Below are 20,363 nucleotides of genomic sequence, written 5' to 3' on the forward strand. Positions count from 1 at the left end.
GACGTCATGCGTGCCGTACGCCTTCTGCTTAGCGGGCCGCGCTGATCAGTCCCGACCACCGGTGCATCGGATGGTCGGCATCGGCGCGGCGTCCCCTCCTGTGCGAGGGGATTTTTCGTTTCTTGGATGTCGCAGCCGCCGGCAGAGACGATCGATGGAGCTTTGAGGATCATGAGCGAGACGAACCCCGCTGCCACTGCCGCCGCGTCGGCGGAGGCCGCGCCGCACCGCTACACGGCCGCCATGGCTGCCGAGATCGAGGCACGCTGGCAGGACTTCTGGGACGCCGAGGGTACCTACGAGGCGCCGAACCCCAAGGGTGACCTGGCCGGCGACCCCGAACTGGCGGCCCGGCCCAAGAAGTACATCATGGACATGTTCCCGTACCCCTCCGGTGCGGGCCTGCACGTCGGCCACCCCCTGGGTTACATCGCCACCGACGTCTTCGCCCGGTTCCAGCGCATGACCGGCCACAACGTCCTGCACACCCTGGGCTTCGACGCCTTCGGCCTGCCCGCCGAGCAGTACGCCGTGCAGACCGGCACGCACCCGCGCGTGTCCACCGAGGCCAACATCGAGAACATGAAGGCGCAGCTGCGCCGGCTGGGCCTGGGCCACGACAAGCGCCGGTCGTTCGCCACGATCGACCCGGACTACTACAAGTGGACCCAGTGGATCTTCGTCCAGATCTTCAACTCCTGGTACGACGAGGAGGCCCGCAAGGCCCGCCCGATCTCCGCGTTGATCGCCCAGTTCGAGTCGGGTGAGCGCGCGATTCCGGGCACCACGCGCGCGTGGAACGAGCTGAGCGTCACCGAGCGCGCGGACATCCTGAGCGAGTACCGCCTGGCCTACGCCTCCGACGCGCCCGTCAACTGGGCTCCCGGCCTGGGCACCGTCCTGGCGAACGAGGAGGTCACCGCCGACGGCCGCTCCGAACGCGGCAACTTCCCCGTCTTCAAGGCCAACCTGCGCCAGTGGAACATGCGCATCACCGCCTACGCCGACCGGCTGCTGGAGGACCTGGACGAGCTGGACTGGCCCGAGGCCATCAAGCTCCAGCAGCGCAACTGGATCGGCCGCTCCGAGGGCGCCCGCGTCGACTTCCCGATCGACGGCGAAGCCGTCACGATCTTCACCACGCGCCCGGACACCCTGTTCGGCGCCACCTACATGGTGCTGGCGCCCGAACACCCGCTGGTCGAGAAGTTCACCCCCGAGGCCTGGCCGGAGGGCACGCACGAGGTGTGGACCGGCGGCCATGCCACGCCCGCCGAGGCCGTCGCCGCCTACCGCGCCCAGGCCGCCTCGAAGTCCGACGTCGAGCGGCAGGCCGAGGCCAAGGACAAGACCGGCGTCTTCACGGGCGCGTACGCCACCAACCCGGTCAGCGGCGAGAAGATCCCCGTCTTCATCGCCGACTATGTGCTGATGGGCTACGGCACCGGCGCGATCATGGCAGTCCCGGCGCACGACAGCCGCGACTTCGCCTTCGCGCGCGCCTTCGAGCTGCCGGTCCGCTGTGTCGTCGAACCCACCGACGGCCGCGGCACCGACCCCTCCACCTGGGACGACGCCTTCGTCGCGTACGACGCGAAGATCGTGAACTCCTCCGGTGAGGGCGTTTCGCTGGACGGCCTGAACGTCGTCGACGCCAAGGCGCGCATCACCGAGTGGCTGGAGCGCAAGGGCATCGGCCAGGGCACCGTCAACTTCCGCCTGCGTGACTGGCTGTTCAGCCGCCAGCGCTACTGGGGCGAGCCCTTCCCGATCGTCTACGACGAGGACGGCGTCGCCCACGCGCTGCCCGAGTCGATGCTGCCGCTGGAGCTCCCCGAGGTCGAGGACTACTCGCCGCGCACCTTCGACCCGGACGACGCGGACACGCAGCCCGAGACCCCGCTGTCGCGCAACGAGGAGTGGGTCAACGTCACCCTGGACCTGGGCGACGGGCCGAAGAAGTACCGCCGCGAGACCAACACCATGCCCAACTGGGCCGGTTCCTGCTGGTACGAGCTGCGCTACCTGGACCCGCACAACAACGAGAAACTGGTCGACCCGGAGATCGAGCGCTACTGGATGGGCTCTCGCGAGGGCATGCCGCACGGCGGTGTCGACCTGTACGTCGGCGGCGCCGAGCACGCCGTGCTGCACCTGCTGTACGCGCGGTTCTGGTCCAAGGTCCTGTACGACCTGGGCTATGTCTCCTCGGCCGAACCGTTCCACAAGCTGTTCAACCAGGGCATGATCCAGGCCTACGTCTACCGCGACAGCCGCGGCATCGCGGTGCCGGCCGCCGAGGTGGAGGAGCGCGACGGCGCGTACTACTACCAGGGCGAGAAGGTCAGCCGTCTGCTGGGCAAGATGGGCAAGTCCCTGAAGAACGCCGTCACTCCGGACGAGATCTGCGCCGAGTACGGTGCCGACACGCTGCGCCTGTACGAGATGGCGATGGGTCCGCTGGACGTGTCGCGGCCGTGGGACACCCGGGCCGTGGTGGGCCAGTTCCGGCTGCTTCAGCGGCTGTGGCGCAACATCGTGGACGAGGCCACCGGCGAGGTCACCGTCACCGACGCCGAGCCCGACGAGGACACCCTGCGTGCCCTGCACAAGGCGATCGACGGCGTGCGCCACGACCTGGAAGGTCTGCGGTTCAACACGGCCATCGCCAAGATCACCGAGCTGAACAACCACCTGACCAAGGCGGGCGGGGCGGTGCCGCGTTCGGTCGCCGACGCCCTGGTGCTGCTGATCGCGCCGCTGGCCCCGCACATCGCCGAGGAGCTGTGGCGCAGGCTGGGCCACACCGGCTCGGTCGTCCACCAGGACTTCCCGGTCGCCGACCCGGCGTACGTCGTGGACGAGACCGTGACCTGCGTGGTCCAGGTCAAGGGCAAGGTGAAGGCGCGCCTGGAGGTTCCTCCGTCGATCTCCGATGAGGAGCTGGAGAAGGTGGCGCTGGCCGACGAGAAGGTGGTCGCGGCGCTGGGCGGCGCCGAGATCCGCAAGGTGATCGTGCGCGCGCCGAAGCTGGTGAACATCGTCACGGCGTAATGCGCGCCGGTCGGTCCGATCGGCCCGGCAGGCAGTATCCGCCGATGCCGGGGCAGTCGCCTACGGGCAGGTTCGGGTTCTGACGGAACCCTGGGCCTGCCCGCTGCGTTTACCGTGGAAGAAGCGGTGCAGCCACCGCCATGGCCCGCCGGAGGAGGAGCGTCGTGGGAACCGTCTTGACTGTCATCGCGCTCCTGTTCCTGCTGTGCGCCGTGCTCGGGATCTATGCGACGGTCAAGGCGGTCGGCGCGGCCAAGCGCGGCGTGGACCGCACGATCGCCCAGGCCCGGCGCACGGTGGAGGACACCACCCTGCGTGCCAGGACCCTCGCCCAGCCGGGCCCGGCAGGTGAACTCGCCCAGCTCCGGCTGACGCTGCGCACGTCCATGCGGGTCACACAGGACGCGCTGGAGGCGGGTGTCACCGAGGACGAGTCCCTCAAGGAGTCGCTGGGCCTCTTCGAGCGCCTGAGTGCGCACGGACGTGAACTGGACGCCGAGCTGCGACGCCTGGAGAGCGAGCCGGACAGGGGAAGGCTCGTCTCACGGCTGCCCGGACTGCGTGAGCGCACCGAGCGGATCACTCGGTCCGCGGACGCCCTGCGCTGGGCGGCACACGACCGAGCCCGCCGGTTCGCGGACGACGACCTGGACACCCTGAGCGCGCAGATCGACGTGGAGGCGGGCGCGTTGCGTCACTGGACCAAGGAGCGGCCCACGCCGGCCGCGGCGCCCTGGCCGGAGGCACCGGCGCCCGAGGCCGCGGCCGCCGACGGCCAGACCTGGCCGGAGACGCCCGAGTCCCGAGCGGCGCGCGAGTCGTCCCGGCCGTCCAGGCCCTCTCTCACCCCGCCCGGACAGCGGGCCGTGTACCCCTGGCAGAGGAAGCCCCGACCCGAGAACACCGCATGATGACGCCACGGCACGACCAGGTAGGAGGGGCCGGGCTGCCACCCGCGCGTTCCGGCAGGTAACCTCCAGCTCATGTCCCGCCATGTCGCGATCGTCACCGATTCAACGGCCTACCTGCCGCCGCGGACGATGGAGCGCCACGGCATCACCGCGGTGCCGCTCACCGTGGTGCTGGGTGACCAGGCGCTCGAGGAGGGGACCGAGATCTCGGCCCGCTCCCTCGCCCAGGCCCTGCAGAAGCGACGGTCCGTCACCACGTCACGGCCCAGCCCCGAGCAGTTCGCCGAAACCTATCGCGAGGTCGCCGAGAGAGGCGCGACGGACATCGTCTCCCTGCACCTTTCCTCCGAGTTCTCCGGAACGTACGACGCCGCTGTGCTGGCGGGGCGCGACGCCCCCGTGCCGGTGCGGGTGGTGGACACCGGGATGGTCGCGATGGCCCTCGGCTTCTGCGCGTTGGCCGCCGCTGAGGCCGTGGAGGCCGGCGGTACGGTCGACGAGGCGGTCACCGCCGCGCAGAAGAGGGCCGAGGACACCTCCGCCTACTTCTACGTCGACACGCTCGACTATCTGCGGCGCGGTGGCCGGATCGGAGCCGCGCAGGCGCTGCTGGGCTCGGCACTCGCGGTGAAGCCGCTGCTGCAACTGAACGGCGGACGCATCGAGCTGCTGGAGAAGGTGCGCACGGCGTCCAAGGCGATCGCGCGCCTGGAGGAGATCGTGGCGGAGCGCGCGGGCGGCGGGCAGGTCGACATCGCGGTCCACCATCTCGCCGCCCCCGAACGCGCGTCGGCTCTCGCCGACCGGCTGCGCGCGCGGGTGCCCGGGCTGGCCGATCTGCATGTGAGCGAGGTCGGCGCGGTGATCGGGGCGCACACGGGGCCCGGACTGCTCGGGGCCGTGGTGTCGCCGCGCTGACCCGCCGTCGCACGGGTGACGGCGCCGAGGTTCTCCGGAGGTCGCCGGCCCTCATGCGGCCTCTCGACAGAGTCCGAGGTCGAGACGCCGCAGACCCTGCTCGTCCAGGGGCAACGGCACTCGCCACCCCGCCCCCCGTCTGATCAACCGGCTGCGAAACACGCCTGGTGCGCCGAGCGCATCGTGTCCGTGTGTAGCGGCGCGCTGCTGCCGGCCGAGGCTGGACTGCTCGACGGCCGTGGAGCGACGACCCACTGGTCGCAACGACCGCGGCGACCTCGCGCTTGTCGCGGGCAAGCAGTAGTCGCCTCCAGCGCCCGGGCTCCGCGCCCGGAAGCTGCGCAGCCTGTCGGGACAGCGACCGCAGGTCGCCGGCGATCGCCGCTCGTGTGGGTGACGGAGTTATCCACAACTCGCGAGTTTTCCCCGGAAACTGACCAAGATCATCGCGAGGGCGGCGGTATGCCGGATCCTCGGCGCATGGCAATTCGATCACGTTCACGCATCACCGTCCCCACGAGCGGTCCGGGCCGCGGCCCCGGTTCCGACGGCCGCACACTCCACCGGCTGCGCCACGCGCGGGGACATCCGCGGCGGCACCACAAGACCCCGTCGGCCGACGCACTGCGCCTGCGCGCGGAGACGCTCTTCGACCAGGGGCCGACGGATGACAAGGCGCGGGGGACCGGTCCGCCGGGGGCGGACCGGGACCCGGGCATCCCCCCGGCTTCCCGCGGCGCCGACGGCCTCGATGCGCCCGCCGCCCAGCCGCACGGCGCGGCGACGAGCGTGACGTGGCGGGAGCGGTTCGGGCCGGCCCTGCGTGAGCGGATGCCGCTGTGGCTGCAGTCGAGGTGTGGTCTGGAGCGCAAGAGCGTGGCCGCGCTGGGGGTACTGCTCGTGTTGGCGGTGGTCTTCGCCGTGCAGCACTTCTGGTCCGGCCGTCCGGAACAGGTGCGGGCGCCGGAGGTGGTACGGGCGGCGGCGCGATACGGAGCGCCGGGCGCGCTCGGCGCCAAGCGGTCGGCCGAGCCCGGGATCTCGCCCGATCCCCACTCCTCGGGCGGTACTGGTGTGGCGGATGCGGCGGTCGTCGTGGATGTGGCCGGCAAGGTGCGCAAGCCCGGGCTGCTCAGGCTCCCGGCCGGGTCCAGGGTCGCGGACGCGCTGCGGGCGGCGGGTGGAGTACGCCCGGGCACGGACACCGACGGCCTCAACCGTGCACGTCTTCTGGTGGACGGCGAGCAGATCGTGGTGGGCGGCCCCGCGCCCCCGCCGGGCACGGACCCGGCGGCCCCGGTCGCCGGCCGATCGGCGGCCGGTGCGGGACCCGCCGCTCCGGTCTCGCTCAGCACGGCGACCGTGGACCAGCTCGACACGCTGCCCGGGGTGGGGCCCGTGCTGGCCCAGCACATCGTCGACTACCGCTCCCAGCACGGCGGCTTCCGCTCGGTCGACGAACTCCGCAACGTCAACGGCATCGGCGAGCGCCGCTTCGCCGACCTACGAAAACTCGTCCAGCCATGAGGCCGCCGAAGGATCACGGCACACACGGGCTGACGGCGCTGCGGGGGGAACGGGCCCCGGCCGGCTCCGAGGCGCTGCCGCGTGAAGGTGCCCCGGCCGACGACTCCAAGGCGCCGCCGGATGGGTATGCCCTGGCCGACCCCAAGGCGCCGCCGAGCGACCACACCACGGTCGGACCGAGGGCGCCGTCTCGAGAGCCGCGCGGCCAGGCTCCCTCGGCCGGGCGCGGTGCGGATCGCGGCGGGCCCGGGGAGGCGCACCCACGGCAGGAGGGGCCGGCGGATCTGCGGTTGGCGGGGCCCGCCGTGGGGGCCTGGCTGGCGGCCGCCTGGGCTCTGGGCGCCCCGGCCGCACAGGTCACCGGTGTGGTGATCGTCGCCCTGGCGGCGGCCGGGGGTTTGCTGGCGGCGCGGTGGAGTCGGGCCGGGGGCGGTCATCGGCTCCGGGGCTCATGGCCGACGGTGTCCGCGGCCGCGGCACTGCTCTGCGTCGCGGCCGCGGGGGCTTCCGCCGGGCTGGCGGGAGCGGATCTGCGGCGGGGGCCCGTCCCCGCGCTGGCGAGCCGGCACGCGGAGGTGACCGCGGACATCGAGCTCACCTCCGACCCGCGCCTGAGCCGACCCAGGATCCTGGGGGATCACCCGACACCGACCGCCGTACTGCTCGACGGGGAGGTCCGGCGGCTGACGCAGGCAGACGGGACCGTGGTGGCGACCCGCACACCGGTGCTGATGGTCGTCGACCTGAGCGCCCGTGCGGCCCCGCGCGGTTCGGAAGGTATCGCCGAGGGAGCCGCACGGTCGCCGTGGCTGGCTCTGCTGCCCTCCACACGGGTGCGGGTGGACGCCCGGCTGGCACCTGCGCTGACCGGAAGCGATCACATCGCCGCCGTGGTGCGCGTACGGGCCGGAGCACCGCCCCGGGTGGTGGGCGGCCCGACCGGGGCGCAACGGTGGGCGGGACGGATGCGGGCCGGGCTGCGTGAGGCGACCGACGGGCTCGGTCCGGACGCGCGGGCGCTGCTGCCCGGACTGGTCGTAGGGGACACCTCGCGGGTCACGCCCGAGCTGGACGACGCCTTCGGACAGACGGACCTCGCGCACCTGCTCGCGGTGAGCGGAGGGAACTTCACGATCCTCCTGGCCCTGGTCGTCGGCCCGGCCGGTCTGGCGCAGCGGGCCGAGCGACGCGGGCTCGCGCCCCGGCTCGGCATCCCGCTGCGGGGGACGGCGCTGCTCGGCGGCGCGCTCACGCTCGGGTTCGTGGTCGTGTGCCGGCCCGACCCCAGCGTGCTGCGGGCCGCGGCCTGCGGGGTGATCGCCCTGCTCGCCCTCGCCACCGGGCGCCGCCGATCCCTGATTCCCGCGCTGGCCACGGCGGTCATGCTGCTCGTTCTCTGGGACCCCTGGCTCGCCCGGAGTTACGGATTCCTGCTCTCCGTGCTGGCGACCGCCGCCCTGCTCACGGTCGCTCCACGCTGGAGCGCGGCATTGCGGCGGCGCCGTGTGCCGCCGCGACTGGCCGAGGCATTGGCGGCCGCGGCCGCGGCGCAGGCGCTGTGCGCGCCGGTCGTCGCGGTGCTGTCGGCGCGTGTGAGTCTCGTCGCGGTGCCGTGCAACCTGCTCGCGGAGTTCGCCGTGGCACCGGCCACCGTGCTGGGGTTCGCCGCGCTGGCGGCGGCTCAGGTGGCCATGCCGGCCGCCAAGGGGCTCGCGTGGTGCGCGAGTTGGCCTGCCGAATGGATCGCCGGCATCGCGCGCACCGGGGCCTCGCTGCCGGGCGGTGCGGTGGACTGGCCCGGCAGCTGGGCAGGGGCGGTGCTGCTGGCGGGCGTGACGGCGGTCCTCGTCCTCGCCGGGCGGTGGCTTCTCCGGCGCCCGTGGCTGGCCGGGCTCTGCGCCATGGTGCTGCTGCTCGTGGTGGTGCAGCCCCCACCTCTGGTAAGGGTGATCACCGGGTGGCCGCCACCGGGCTGGCGGTTCGCGATGTGCGACGTGGGGCAGGGGGACGCGACCGTGCTCGCGGCGGGCCACGGCACGGCGGTGGTCGTGGACACGGGTCCCGATCCGGTGCTGGTAGACCGATGCCTGACCGCGCTCGGTGTCATCCGCGTTCCGCTGCTCGTGCTGACCCACTTCCATGCCGACCATGTCGCGGGGCTGCCGGGAGTGCTGCGGGGTCGGTCGGTGGGGGCGATCGAGACGACCGGGTTCGAGGAGCCACCGGAACAGGCGGCGTTCGTCCGCGCCCGGGCGGCCGCCCGGCACATTCCGGTGATCCGCGCCCTGGCCGGGGAGCGTCGCCGCCTCGAGGCGCTCGACTGGCGGGTGCTGTGGCCTCGGCCGGACCCGGCACCCCTGCCGGACGGTCCGAACGACGCGAGCATCGCTTTGTTCGTACGGTCGGCGGGGCTGACCCTGCTCCTGCTCGGCGACCTCGAACCACCCGCGCAGGAGGCGCTGTTGGAATCGGCTGAGGGTGCCGGGCTGGGGCCCGTGGACGTGCTCAAGGTCGCCCACCATGGGTCGGCGTACCAGGATCCCGAGCTGATACGGAGGGTTGCGCCGCGACTCGCGCTGATCTCGTGCGGCAGGGACAACCCGTACGGCCATCCGGCGCCGAGCACGGTCGCGGCCTTGCGGGGCGAGGGCGCGACGGTGCTGCGGACGGACCGGGACGGGGCGATCGCGGTCGTCGGGGCGGGTGACGAACTGAGGGCCGCGAGAGACTGAGGTCATGAATTCCGCACAGGCCGACGCGTATCTCCACAGGATCGGGGCGGACCACCCCGCGTGGCCCACCATGGATGTGCTGCGCGAGTTGCAGCTCCGTCATCTGCTGACCGTTCCGTTCGAGAACCTGTCGATCCATCTGGGCGAGGAGATCGTGCTGGAGGAGAAGCAGCTGTTCGACAAGATCGTCGGGGCTCGCCGGGGCGGCTTCTGCTACGAACTCAACGGCTCCTTCGCCGCGTTGCTGGCGGCGCTCGGATTCGACGTCACGCTGCTCGCGGCGCGGGTGTACGGCGAGGAGGGGCGGCTCGGGGTGCCGTACGACCATCTCGGGCTACGGGTGCGGACGGTGGACGGGGGCGACTGGCTGGTGGATGTCGGGTTCGGCGCGCACAGCCACTATCCGCTGGTGTTCCGGGAGCGGGGCGAGCAGTCGGACCCGGGCGGTGCGTTCCGGGTGATCGAGGCCGGGACGGACGCGGCGGGAGTGCGAGGAGGCAGGGGTCCGGCGGCGTCCGGTGACCTCGCCGTGCTGCGGGACGGCACGCCGCAGTACCGGCTGGAGATGCGCCCGCGGGTGCTCGAGGACTTTGTGGTCGGGGCCTGGTGGCACAGCACCTCGCCGGTCTCGCACTTCGCGCGGTCGCTGGTGTGTTCACGGGTCACGGAGGACGGAGGGCGGATCACGCTCAGCGGCCGCCGTCTCACGGTGACGGCTCCGGACGGGCGGAGGGAGATGTCGGATCTGGCGAGCGACCAGGAGGTGCTGGAGGTGTACCGGGAGCGGTTCGGGATCGTCCTGGACCGGGTGCCGACGGTGCGGCGGGGCGGGCGGCAAGGCTGAGGGGAACGGGGGTTGGCGGTGCCGGGCCTCACGGGCGGCGGCGTTCTCCGTACCCGGGGCGGTGGGAGCGGCGGCACGGGCGTGCGCGGGCTGCCGGGGCGTACCCCGGCGTCGGCGGTGTCCTTCCTGGCGGAAAATGACCTCGTGAGCGATGTGAGACATGTGCTGGTGCTGCCCGACCGCGACGCGGCGCAAGAGGTGGCGGAGGCGCTCGGGGAGCGGTTCGGACTGGATGAGGAGCCGCGGATCGTACGGGACGCGCTGGCCGGTGAGGACGACGCCGAGGACGCGCAGTGGCTGGTGGTCCTTCGGGACGAGGGGCGACTGCTGGACCCGGCGGCGCTGGACACGTTCGTAGGGGAGTGGGACGGCTGGCGGGAGGAGCCGTAGCCCGGTGGGGCGGTGATCCGGGGTCGGGCCGTGCGAGGCGGCGAGGGGACCGCGATGTCAGTGGCGCGTGCGATCCTTTCCGTGATGGCCAAGAACACCGCGCATGACGACCCTCTCGCCCCCGTCACCCTTGCCGTGGGCCAGGAAGACCTGCTGCTCGACCGTGCCGTGCAGGAAGTGGTGGCCGCCGCCCGGGCCGCGGACGCCGACACGGACGTACGGGACCTGACCTCCGACCAGTTGCAGCCCGGCACCCTCGCCGAGCTGACGAGTCCGTCGCTCTTCGCCGAGCGCAAGGTCGTCGTCGTGCGCAACGCGCAGGATCTGTCGGCCGACACGATCAAGGAGCTGAAGGGGTACTTCTCCTCGCCCGCCGAGGAGATCACCCTGGTGCTCCTGCACGCGGGTGGTGCCAAGGGCAAGGGCCTGCTCGACGCCGCCCGCAAGGCGGGGGCGCGGGAGGTGGCGTGCCCGAAGATGACCAAGCCGGCGGACCGGCTGGCGTTCGTGCGGGGGGAGTTCCGGGCCCAGGGGCGTTCGGCGACGCCCGAGGCGTGCCAAACGCTGGTCGACGCGATCGGCAGCGATCTGCGGGAGCTGGCGTCCGCGGTGTCGCAGCTCGTCGCGGACATCGAGGGCACCATCGACGAGGCGATGGTCGGGCGGTACTACACCGGGCGTGCCGAGGCGTCGAGCTTCACCGTCGCGGACCGGGCGGTCGAGGGACGCGCCGCGGAGGCGCTGGAGGCGTTGCGGTGGTCGCTGGCCACGGGAGTGGCGCCGGTGATGATCACGAGTGCGCTCGCGCAGGGGGTGCGCGCGATCGGCAAGCTCTCCTCTGCCCGTGGCGGACGTCCCGCGGATCTCGCCCGGGAGCTGGGCATGCCGCCGTGGAAGATCGACCGGGTACGGCAGCAGATGCGGGGGTGGACGCCGGAGGGGGTGGCGGTCGCGCTGCGGGCGGTGGCCGAGGCCGACGCGGGCGTGAAGGGCGGCGGTGACGACCCCGAATACGCCCTGGAGAAGGCGGTCGTCACGATCGCGAGGGCGGCCCGGTCCCGGGGCCGGGCGTAGGGCGCGGGGCGCGGGGCGAGAACTCGGCTCGGGTGCGCCACCCGTGCGAGGTGTGGGGCGTGTGACGCGGACGACGCCTGTGCGAGGTGTGGGACGTGTGACGCGGACGACGCCTGTGCGAGATGTGGGGCGCGTGACCGTACGACCCCTGTACGGCCCGTGGGGCGCCTGATCCGGACGACCTGTGCGAGGCGTGGGGCGCCTGATCCGGGCGACGCCTGTACGACGTGGGGCATGTGACGCGGACGACGCCTGTGCGACGTGGGGCATGTGACCCGGACGACGCCTGTGCGAGGCGTGGGGCGTGTGACCGTACGACCCCTGTACGACCCGCGTGACCGTACGACACCTGTCTGACGCGGGGCCCCTGACCCGTACGACCCCTGTCTGACCCGGGGCGCATGACCCCTACGACGGCGGTGCCGTGCACGCCGAAGGCCCCGCCGACCGCCCTGGGGAAGGGCGGAAGGCGGGGCCTTCGGTCAAGCTCGTGGGTTCGTACCCGCGTGGCGAACGCAGGCCGCGTACGAACCCGGGGTGCCGGGTGGGAGCGGATGAGAGAGGGCCCGCTCGGTTCCCTCCGGCGTCAAATCAAGTGTCAGCCGTTGAGGGACCCGACCTTGGAAGCCAGTGCCGACTTCTTGTTGGCAGCCTGGTTCTTGTGGATGACGCCCTTCGAGACGGCCTTGTCGAGCTGACGCGCGGCGGCGCGCTGGAGCTCGGTGGCCTTCTCGACGTCACCCGCGGCGGCGGCCTCACGGGCCTTGCGGATCGCGGTACGGAGCGAGGACTTGACGGCCTTGTTGCGCAGGCGCGCCTTCTCGTTCGTCTTGTTCCGCTTGATCTGGGACTTGATGTTCGCCACGAATGAGCCTCTACAGGTTCAGGCACGCGAGACGGGCCGTCTCACGCGCCGGTGATTTCTTGAAGACGTGCCTCGCGCTGAGAGGGCAGGAGACACAGCCACCCAGGCTACCAGCCGCCCTCCGGCCCGCCCAAACCGGTGCGCCTGGTCCCGTCCCCGCCCCCGCGGCGCCCGCGGGGGCGGGGCGTCTGCGCCGCTCCGGCCGACTCCGTCACGGCCCAAACCGGTCGCAGCCCCCGGCGCGTGGGACCATGGAAGCTACGTATCGATCCGACCCGAGACCGCAGACACTGCGGACGCCTCAAGAATCAGGACCCTGCGTGCCCGCGATCCCTAGCCATGTGCCCGAGCCGAGCCGTACCGACCCGGCGCTGATCCGCAATTTCTGCATCATCGCGCACATCGACCACGGCAAGTCCACGCTCGCCGACCGGATGCTCCAGCTGACCGGCGTCGTCGAGCAGCGGCAGATGCGCGCTCAGTACCTCGACCGCATGGACATCGAGCGCGAGCGCGGCATCACGATCAAGTCCCAGGCGGTGCGCCTGCCGTGGGCCCCGACCCACGATCCGGGCAACACGCACATCCTGAACATGATCGACACCCCGGGGCACGTCGACTTCACCTACGAGGTCTCGCGGTCGCTCGCCGCGTGTGAGGGGACCATCCTCCTCGTCGACGCCGCCCAGGGCATCGAGGCCCAGACCCTCGCCAACCTCTACCTGGCGATGGAGAACGACCTCACGATCATCCCCGTACTGAACAAGATCGACCTGCCGGCCGCGCAGCCGGAGAAGTTCGCCGAGGAGCTCGCGAACCTCATCGGGTGCGAGCCCGGCGACGTGCTCAAGGTCTCCGCCAAGACCGGCTTGGGCGTCGAGGCGCTGCTGGACAAGGTCGTCCAGCAGATCCCGGCACCGGTCGGTGTCGCGGACGCGCCCGCCCGCGCGATGATCTTCGACTCGGTGTACGACTCCTACCGCGGTGTGGTCACCTACGTCCGTGTCATCGACGGGCAGCTCAACAAGCGCGAGCGCATCAGGATGATGTCGACCGGCGCGACCCACGAGCTGCTGGAGATCGGCGTCAACTCGCCCGAGATGCTCCCGGCCGACGGGCTCGGGGTCGGCGAGGTGGGCTATCTGATCACCGGTGTGAAGGACGTCCGCCAGTCCAAGGTCGGTGACACCATCACCAGCCAGGCCAAGGGCGCCGTGGAGCCCCTCGGTGGATACAAGGACCCGAAGCCGATGGTCTTCTCGGGTCTGTATCCGCTGGACGGATCCGACTACCCGGACCTGCGCGAGGCCCTCGACAAGCTCCAGCTCAACGACGCCGCGCTCGTCTACGAGCCGGAGACGTCCGCCGCCCTCGGTTTCGGTTTCCGTGTCGGCTTCCTGGGCCTGCTCCACCTCGACGTGATCCGGGAGCGGCTGGAGCGCGAGTTCGGGCTCGACCTGATCGCCACCGCGCCCAACGTGGTCTATCGCGTGATCATGGAGGACGGCATCGAGCACACGGTCACCAACCCGAGCGAGTTCCCCGAGGGGAAGCTCGCCGAGGTGTACGAGCCGGTCGTGCGGGCCACGATCCTCGCGCCCACCGAGTTCATCGGCGCGATCATGGAGCTGTGCCAGACCCGGCGCGGGACGCTGCTCGGCATGGACTACCTGTCCGAGGACCGGGTCGAGATCCGCTACACCCTCCCGCTCGCGGAGATCGTCTTCGACTTCTTCGACCAGCTGAAGTCCAAGACCCGCGGCTATGCGTCGCTGGACTACGAGCCCACCGGCGAGCAGAACAGCTCCCTGGTCAAGGTCGACATCCTGCTGCACGGCGACAAGGTCGACGCCTTCTCGGCGATCACCCACAAGGACCAGGCGTACGCGTACGGCGTCCGGCTCGTCGCCAAGCTGAAGGAGCTGATCCCGCGGCAGAACTTCGAGGTGCCGGTGCAGGCCGCCATCGGCTCCCGGGTGATCGCCCGCGAGACCATCCGCGCCATCCGCAAGGACGTCCTCGCCAAGTGCTACGGCGGTGACATCTCCCGGAAGCGGAAGCTGCTGGAGAAGCAGAAGGAGGGCAAGAAGCGGATGAAGATGGTGGGTTCCGTGGAAGTCCCGCAGGAGGCCTTCATCGCGGTGCTCTCCAGCGATGACGGTGCGGGGTCGGCCAAGGGCAAAAAGTAGTTGTACGCCGTAGCGTAAACCGGGTGGAAACAGGGCCCGTCGTACGAAGTGCGGCGGGCCCCCGCGTGTGCGCCTACGGCGATACGGAGGAAGCAAGCGGCCGCTGCCCCTTACAAACCGGCTGGTCGGGCTCTACCCTGATGGCTGCTCGATGGTTACTCGCGAGTTAAACAACGGCCGCGAGTGGAAACAGCAGAACTGAGCCAGCCGCACTGACGCGGGCCCGGAGGGTGTCGTGAGCCACACACAGACTTTGATCGAGAACCGTCCGCCGTCTGTGGCGGCCCTCTTCCTGGAACGCGTGGCGGCCACGCCGGACGCCGAGGCCTACCGCTACCCCGTGCCGACGCCCTCGGGCGAGGGTCCCGAAGAGTGGAGGTCGCTGAGCTGGGGCCAGGCCGCCGAGCGGGTCCACGCGATAGCCGCCGGGCTGATCGAGCTGGGTGTGCAGCCCGAGCAGCGCGTCGCGCTCGCCTCCTCGACCCGTCTCGAGTGGATCCTCGCCGACCTCGGCATCATGTGTGCCGGCGCGGCGACGACCACCATCTATCCGCAGACCAACGCCGACGAGTCGGCCTTCATCCTCTCCGACTCCGAGAGCAAGGTGCTCTTCGCGGAGAACGCCGCCCAGCTCGCCAAGGCCCTCGAGAAGCGCTCCGAGCTGCCCGACCTCCACCACGTCGTCGTCATCGACCCGGCAGGCGTCGAGTCCGGGGACTGGATCCTCACCCTCGCCGAGCTGGAGACCCGCGGCGCGGCCTACCTGGAGAGGCACCAGGAGCTGATCAAGGAGCGGGTCGGCGCGATCACCAAGGACCAGCTCGCCACCCTCATCTACACCTCCGGCACGACCGGTCGCCCCAAGGGCGTGCGCCTTCCGCACGACAACTGGGCGTACATGGCGAAGGCCATCGCCGCGACCGGGCTGGTCGGCGGCGACGACGTGCAGTACCTGTGGCTGCCGCTCGCGCACGTCTTCGGCAAGGTGCTCACCTCCGGCCAGATCGAGGTCGGACACGTCACCGCGGTCGACGGCCGCGTCGACAAGATCATCGAGAACCTCCCGGTGGTGCAGCCGACGTACATGGCGGCCGTGCCGCGCATCTTCGAGAAGGTCTACAACGGCGTCGCCGCCAAGGCCCGCGGGGGCGGAGCGGCCAAGTACAAGATCTTCCAGTGGGCCGCCGGGGTAGCCCGCGAGTACGCCAAGGTCACCCAGGACAACTTCCGGCGCACCGGCACCCACTCCGCCCCCCTCGGCCTCGAAGCCAGGCACAAGGTCGCCGACAGGCTCGTGTACGCCAAGATCCGCGAGGCCTTCGGCGGCCGGCTGCGGGCCTGTGTCTCCGGCTCCGCCGCCCTCGCGCCCGAGATCGGCTACTTCTTCGCGGGCGCCGGCATCCACATCCTGGAGGGGTACGGCCTCACCGAGTCCTCCGCGGCCTCGTTCGTGAACCCGGGCGAGGCGTACCGCACGGGCACGGTCGGCAAGCCGCTGCCCGGCACCGAGGTGCGCATCGCGGACGACGGCGAGATCCTGCTGCGCGGCCCCGGCATCATGGAGGGCTACCACAAGCTGCCGGAGAAGACCGCCGAGGTGCTGGAGGCGGACGGCTGGTTCCACACCGGTGACATCGGCGAGCTGTCCCCGGACGGCTATCTGCGCATCACCGACCGCAAGAAGGACCTCATCAAGACCTCCGGCGGCAAGTACATCGCACCCGCCGAGGTCGAGGGTCAGTTCAAGGCGGTGTGCCCGTACGTCTCCAACATCCTGGTGCACGGTGCCGACCGGAACTTCTGCACCGCGCTCATCGCCCTGGACGAGGCCGCGATCCTCCAGTGGGCGAAGGAGAACGGCCTTGAAGGCAAGACGTACGCCGAGGTCGTCGCCGACCCCGCCACGGTCGGGATGGTGGACGGCTACGTCCGGGAACTCAACGCCGGGCTTCAGAGGTGGCAGACCATCAAGAAGTTCCGGCTGCTGCCGCGGGACCTCGACGTGGAGCACGGTGAGATCACGCCGAGCCTGAAGCTGAAGCGGCCGGTGGTGGAGCGGGAGTACAAGGACCTCATCGACGCGATGTACGCGGGGAGCCGCGAGGCCTGAGGCGGTGGTGGCGGCCGCGGGGCGCTGCCTGCCCCCGGCCGTACCCGCCCCGACACCCGGACCCCGCCCCGCGGTTGGGCGGGGTCCGGGAGGTCCGGCCCCGAAGCCGTATCGGACACCGCGTCCGTGGCCTCGCCCTCGGCAGCGGCACCGTGACCGGCACCTTCTGACGCGGTGATCAGGGGGCGAGCACAGGCGCGGATCGGTTGCTCGAATCTGTCCGTCTTCGAGCACATCCGTAGCACGGTTCTCACCCATGGTGGCCCACTTCGGTAACTCCGTGCTTATGAGCGTGGCCGGTCTGTCACTCTGTCCGCATCGCCGGAGGCGTAGTCGTCGGAGTCCGTCGGAACTGCTCGGGGAGCCGTCCATGGGGGCCATTCCCACGCAACGGGAGACCATCTCCCGTGCCCCTGACACGCCCGCGCACGAGGGGTGCGAGGGCCCGGGGCCGTACACGGTGGTGCGTACGACACTGCCCGGCGGCCCTCTCGCTCCGGGCGCCGCCCGCCGTTTCGTGCACGCCGCCCTCGCCGCGTGGACCGAGGCGGCCGAACCCGGGACCTTCACCGAGCGGCTGGTCGAGGACGCCCTGGTCGTGGTCAGCGAACTGGTCACCAACGCGGTCGTGCACGCGGGCACGGACATCGACGTCGCCTGCCGCCTCCACGAGGCGGAGGACGAACCGCCCAGTCTCCTCGTCGAGGTCTCCGACCACCATCCCTCGCGCGCGGTACGGGACGACGCCGCCGAGCGCACGTACGGCATACCCGAGTACGGCCGTGGGCTGCGCCTGGTCGCCACGCTCTGCGCGGCCTGGGGCATCACCTACCGGACCGCGACCAAGACCGTCTGGGCGCAGTTGCCCCTCGACGGCGCCCCGGCCGCCCCGGACGGCATCGAGGTGTACGCCGACGGGGACGCCCTGGAGGGCGGGCTGAGCGCCGCCGAGGTCCTCGGGCCCGAACTCACCGGCTTCGCCGAGCCCGGACGTGGTGTGCCCGAGCGGGACTGGCGGGGCCGCGGTGCCCTCGCCTTCCTCGCCGAGGCATCCGATCTGCTCGCCGGACAGCTCGACGAGGACCTGGTCGCCGCGCTCACCGGCCAGCTCCTCGTGCCGCGTCTGGCCGACTGGTGCGCGGTGTGGCTCGAGGACGAGGCGACCGGCTGGCACGGTCCCGAGACGGCGGTCGCCACCGGGCCGCGTCTTGCCCGGGTGTGGCACGTCAGTGAGAACCGCATCGAGGAACTGCGCCGGGTGCTGGAGAAGGAACCGCCGCGGCTGCCGGAGTCGGTGCGTTCCCGGGCGGTGCCCGTGCCCTGGCCCGGGGAGGCGCTCGGCCCACGCGGCGCGACCGGGGCGGCGCTGGCCTACCGGCTGATCGCCGGCGGCCGGCCGCTCGGCACACTCGTCATCGGCCGGACGGGGCTGCTGCGCTTTCCCGACGAGGTCACCGGGCTCGTCGAAGACCTCAGCCGCCGGGTGGCGCTCGCCATCGGAGCGGCCCGGCAGTACGCGCGCCAGGCCACCATCAGCAGGGTGTTGCAGCGCGGGCTGCTGCCCGGAGCCGTCGCCGAGATCCCCGGGGTGAGCAGCGCGCTCGTGTACGAACCGTGCGACAAGGGCGGTCCGAGCGGCGACTTCTACGACCTCTTCCCGGCCGGTCACGGGCGGTGGTGCTTCGCGCTCGGCGACGTCCAGGGCAAGGGCCCGGAGGCGGCGGTCGTGATCGGGCTGGCCCGCCCCTGGCTGCGGCTCCTGGCACGCGAGGGGTACGCGGTCCCCGACGTCCTGGACCGCCTCAACCAGCTCCTCCTGGACGACGCGACGGAGGCGGCGGACGCGGCGGCGCGGGCGCTGGTGGCGGCGGGCGCCCCGGTGCCGGTCGCCGACGGCGGCCCGCACGCGCGTTTCCTGTCCCTGCTCTACGGCGAGCTGGCCCCCTTCGACGGCGGGGTGCGCTGCACGCTCGCCTCCGCCGGGCACCCGCTGCCGCTGCTGCTGGGCCCGGACGGCGACGTACGGGTCGTGGCCCAGCCGCAGACCCTGCTCGGCGTCGTCGAGGACGTCACGTACGCGTGCGACACCTTCGAGCTGTACCCCGGCGACACGCTCCTGTGCGTCACGGACGGGGTGACCGAGCGGCGCAGCGGATCGCGTCAGTTCGACGACGGGGACGGGCTGGCGGCGGCGCTCGCCGGCTGCGCCGGGCTGAGTGCCCAGCTGGTCGCGGAGCGGATCCGGACTCTGGTGCACGAGTTCGGCGGGAAGCCGCCGGAGGACGATCTCGCGCTGCTGGTGCTGCGGGCGGAGTGAAAGGTGCTGCGGGCGGAGTGACACAGCGCACGAAATCGGTCTCGCCCGCCGTGCTGGACAATGGAGGACATGCCTTCCGCACTCCCCGACGGCGAGCCCGTCCCCGACGACGGCGCACTGCCCGCCCACGCGCTCGCCGGGGCCGCCGAGCGCCCCCTCGGGTTCTACCTGCACGTGCCGTACTGCGCGACGCGCTGCGGCTACTGCGACTTCAACACGTACACGGCGACGGAGCTGCGCGGCACGGGCGGGGTGCTGGCGTCCCGTGACAACTACGCGGAGACGCTGATCGAGGAGATCCGGCTGGCCCGCAAGGTGCTGGGCGACGACCCGCGCGAGGCCCGCACGGTCTTCGTCGGGGGCGGCACGCCGACGCTGCTCGCCGCGGCCGACCTCGTACGGATGCTGGGGGCCATCCGCGACGAGTTCGGGCTCGCGGACGACGCCGAGGTGACGACGGAGGCCAACCCGGAGTCGGTCGACCCGGCGTATCTCGCGACGCTCCGGGAGGGCGGCTTCAACCGGATCTCCTTCGGCATGCAGAGCGCGCGCTCGCACGTGCTGAGGATCCTGGACCGCACCCACACCCCGGGCCGCCCCGAGCGTTGCGTGGCCGAGGCACGGGCGGCGGGCTTCGGGCATGTGAACCTGGACCTGATCTACGGCACCCCTGGCGAGTCGGACGACGACTGGCGGGCCTCGCTGGACGCGGCGCTGGGCGCGGGACCGGACCACGTCTCGGCGTACGCGCTGATCGTCGAGGAGGGCACCCAGCTCGCCCGCCGGATCCGCAGGGGCGAGATACCGATGACGGACGACGACGTCCACGCGGACCGCTATCTGATCGCGGACGAGGTGCTCGGCTCGGCGGGCTACGACTGGTACGAGGTCTCCAACTGGGCCACGTCGGAGTCCGGCCGCTGTCTGCACAACGAGCTGTACTGGCGTGGCGCCGACTGGTGGGGCGCGGGCCCCGGCGCGCACAGCCATGTGGGCGGTGTGCGCTGGTGGAACGTGAAGCACCCGGGGGCGTACGCGGCGGCGCTGGCGGCGGGCCGCTCCCCGGGTGCCGGCCGTGAACTCCTGACGGCCGAGGACCGCCGGGTCGAGCGCATCCTGCTGGAGTTGCGCCTGCGGGAGGGCGTGCCGCTGTCGCTGCTGCGGGAGGAGGGGCTGGCGGCCGCGCGCCGGGCGCTGACGGACGGGCTCCTGGAGAAGGGCCCGTACGACGAAGGCCGGGCGGTTCTCACCCTGCGGGGGCGGCTGCTGGCGGACGCGGTGGTGCGTGACCTGGTGGACTGATCACTCCGCCGGGTGAATCGGCGCGGAACGTCGGTTCGGCCCCTGACCTGGTTCGCAGGCTGCCGCCAAAAGGACGCGGCGGACCTGGCGGGCCACGGAGATGACCGCTGTGGACGAGTACGGGATGACC

At 71.8% G+C, this 20,363-nt stretch carries 13 protein-coding genes; 12 read left to right on the plus strand and 1 reads right to left on the minus strand.

Going from position 1 to position 20,363, the window contains the following annotated elements; all coding sequences use genetic code 11:
- Positions 1-171 precede the first annotated feature (171 nt).
- From leuS to holA, 8 genes are all read left to right on the plus strand, one after another.
- On the plus strand, positions 172-3,054 hold the full coding sequence (gene leuS, locus ABZ823_RS02110; protein ID WP_361652653.1) for a leucine--tRNA ligase: 2,883 nt from the start codon (positions 172-174) through the stop codon (positions 3,052-3,054).
- Positions 3,055-3,194: 140 nt separating this feature from the next.
- Positions 3,195-3,965 carry a hypothetical protein gene (locus ABZ823_RS02115; RefSeq protein ID WP_361652655.1) on the plus strand — a complete coding sequence of 257 codons (771 nt, stop codon included), beginning with the start codon at positions 3,195-3,197 and terminating at the stop codon, positions 3,963-3,965.
- A 72-nt stretch (positions 3,966-4,037) separates the two neighbouring features.
- A complete protein-coding gene (locus ABZ823_RS02120) occupies positions 4,038-4,883 on the plus strand; it encodes a DegV family protein (protein WP_361652657.1) in 846 nt (281 codons plus the stop codon).
- A gap of 480 nt (positions 4,884-5,363) precedes the next feature.
- On the plus strand, positions 5,364-6,410 hold the full coding sequence (locus ABZ823_RS02125; protein WP_361652659.1) for a ComEA family DNA-binding protein: 1,047 nt from the start codon (positions 5,364-5,366) through the stop codon (positions 6,408-6,410).
- Positions 6,407-9,142, plus strand: a complete 2,736-nt coding sequence (locus ABZ823_RS02130) for a ComEC/Rec2 family competence protein (protein WP_361652661.1) — start codon at positions 6,407-6,409, stop codon at positions 9,140-9,142. The genes ABZ823_RS02125 and ABZ823_RS02130 overlap by 4 nt, the downstream gene beginning before the upstream one ends.
- Positions 9,143-9,146: 4 nt before the next feature.
- On the plus strand, positions 9,147-9,986 hold the full coding sequence (locus tag ABZ823_RS02135) for an arylamine N-acetyltransferase (RefSeq protein ID WP_361652663.1): 840 nt from the start codon (positions 9,147-9,149) through the stop codon (positions 9,984-9,986).
- Positions 9,987-10,130: 144 nt separating this feature from the next.
- Positions 10,131-10,376, plus strand: coding sequence for a hypothetical protein (locus ABZ823_RS02140; RefSeq protein WP_361652665.1), 246 nt, complete (start codon positions 10,131-10,133; stop codon positions 10,374-10,376).
- Between the two features lie 84 nt (positions 10,377-10,460).
- Entirely contained in the window at positions 10,461-11,450 is a 990-nt protein-coding gene (gene holA, locus ABZ823_RS02145; RefSeq protein ID WP_361652667.1) for a DNA polymerase III subunit delta, read from the plus strand.
- 598 nt (positions 11,451-12,048) lie between these two features.
- On the opposite strand, the gene rpsT is transcribed toward holA, so the two are convergent.
- Entirely contained in the window at positions 12,049-12,315 is a 267-nt protein-coding gene (gene rpsT, locus ABZ823_RS02150) for a 30S ribosomal protein S20 (RefSeq protein WP_361652669.1), read from the minus strand.
- Positions 12,316-12,635: 320 nt separating this feature from the next.
- Between rpsT and lepA the strand changes: the two genes are divergently transcribed.
- The 4 genes from lepA to hemW all read left to right on the plus strand — a co-directional run bounded on the left by lepA (position 12,636) and on the right by hemW (position 20,233).
- Positions 12,636-14,504: a translation elongation factor 4 gene (gene lepA, locus ABZ823_RS02155; RefSeq protein WP_361652671.1), complete on the plus strand. Its 1,869-nt coding sequence runs from the start codon at positions 12,636-12,638 to the stop codon at positions 14,502-14,504.
- 235 nt (positions 14,505-14,739) lie between these two features.
- A complete protein-coding gene (locus tag ABZ823_RS02160; RefSeq protein WP_361652673.1) occupies positions 14,740-16,614 on the plus strand; it encodes a long-chain fatty acid--CoA ligase in 1,875 nt (624 codons plus the stop codon).
- Between the two features lie 370 nt (positions 16,615-16,984).
- Complete coding sequence (locus ABZ823_RS02165) at positions 16,985-18,931, plus strand: SpoIIE family protein phosphatase (RefSeq protein WP_361652675.1); 1,947 nt, start codon at positions 16,985-16,987, stop codon at positions 18,929-18,931.
- 69 nt (positions 18,932-19,000) lie between these two features.
- On the plus strand, positions 19,001-20,233 hold the full coding sequence (hemW, locus tag ABZ823_RS02170; RefSeq protein WP_361652677.1) for a radical SAM family heme chaperone HemW: 1,233 nt from the start codon (positions 19,001-19,003) through the stop codon (positions 20,231-20,233).
- The last annotated feature ends 130 nt before the right edge of the window (positions 20,234-20,363 follow it).

The organism is Streptomyces sp. NPDC047079, assembly GCF_040643755.1.
Lineage (GTDB): Bacteria > Actinomycetota > Actinomycetes > Streptomycetales > Streptomycetaceae > Streptomyces.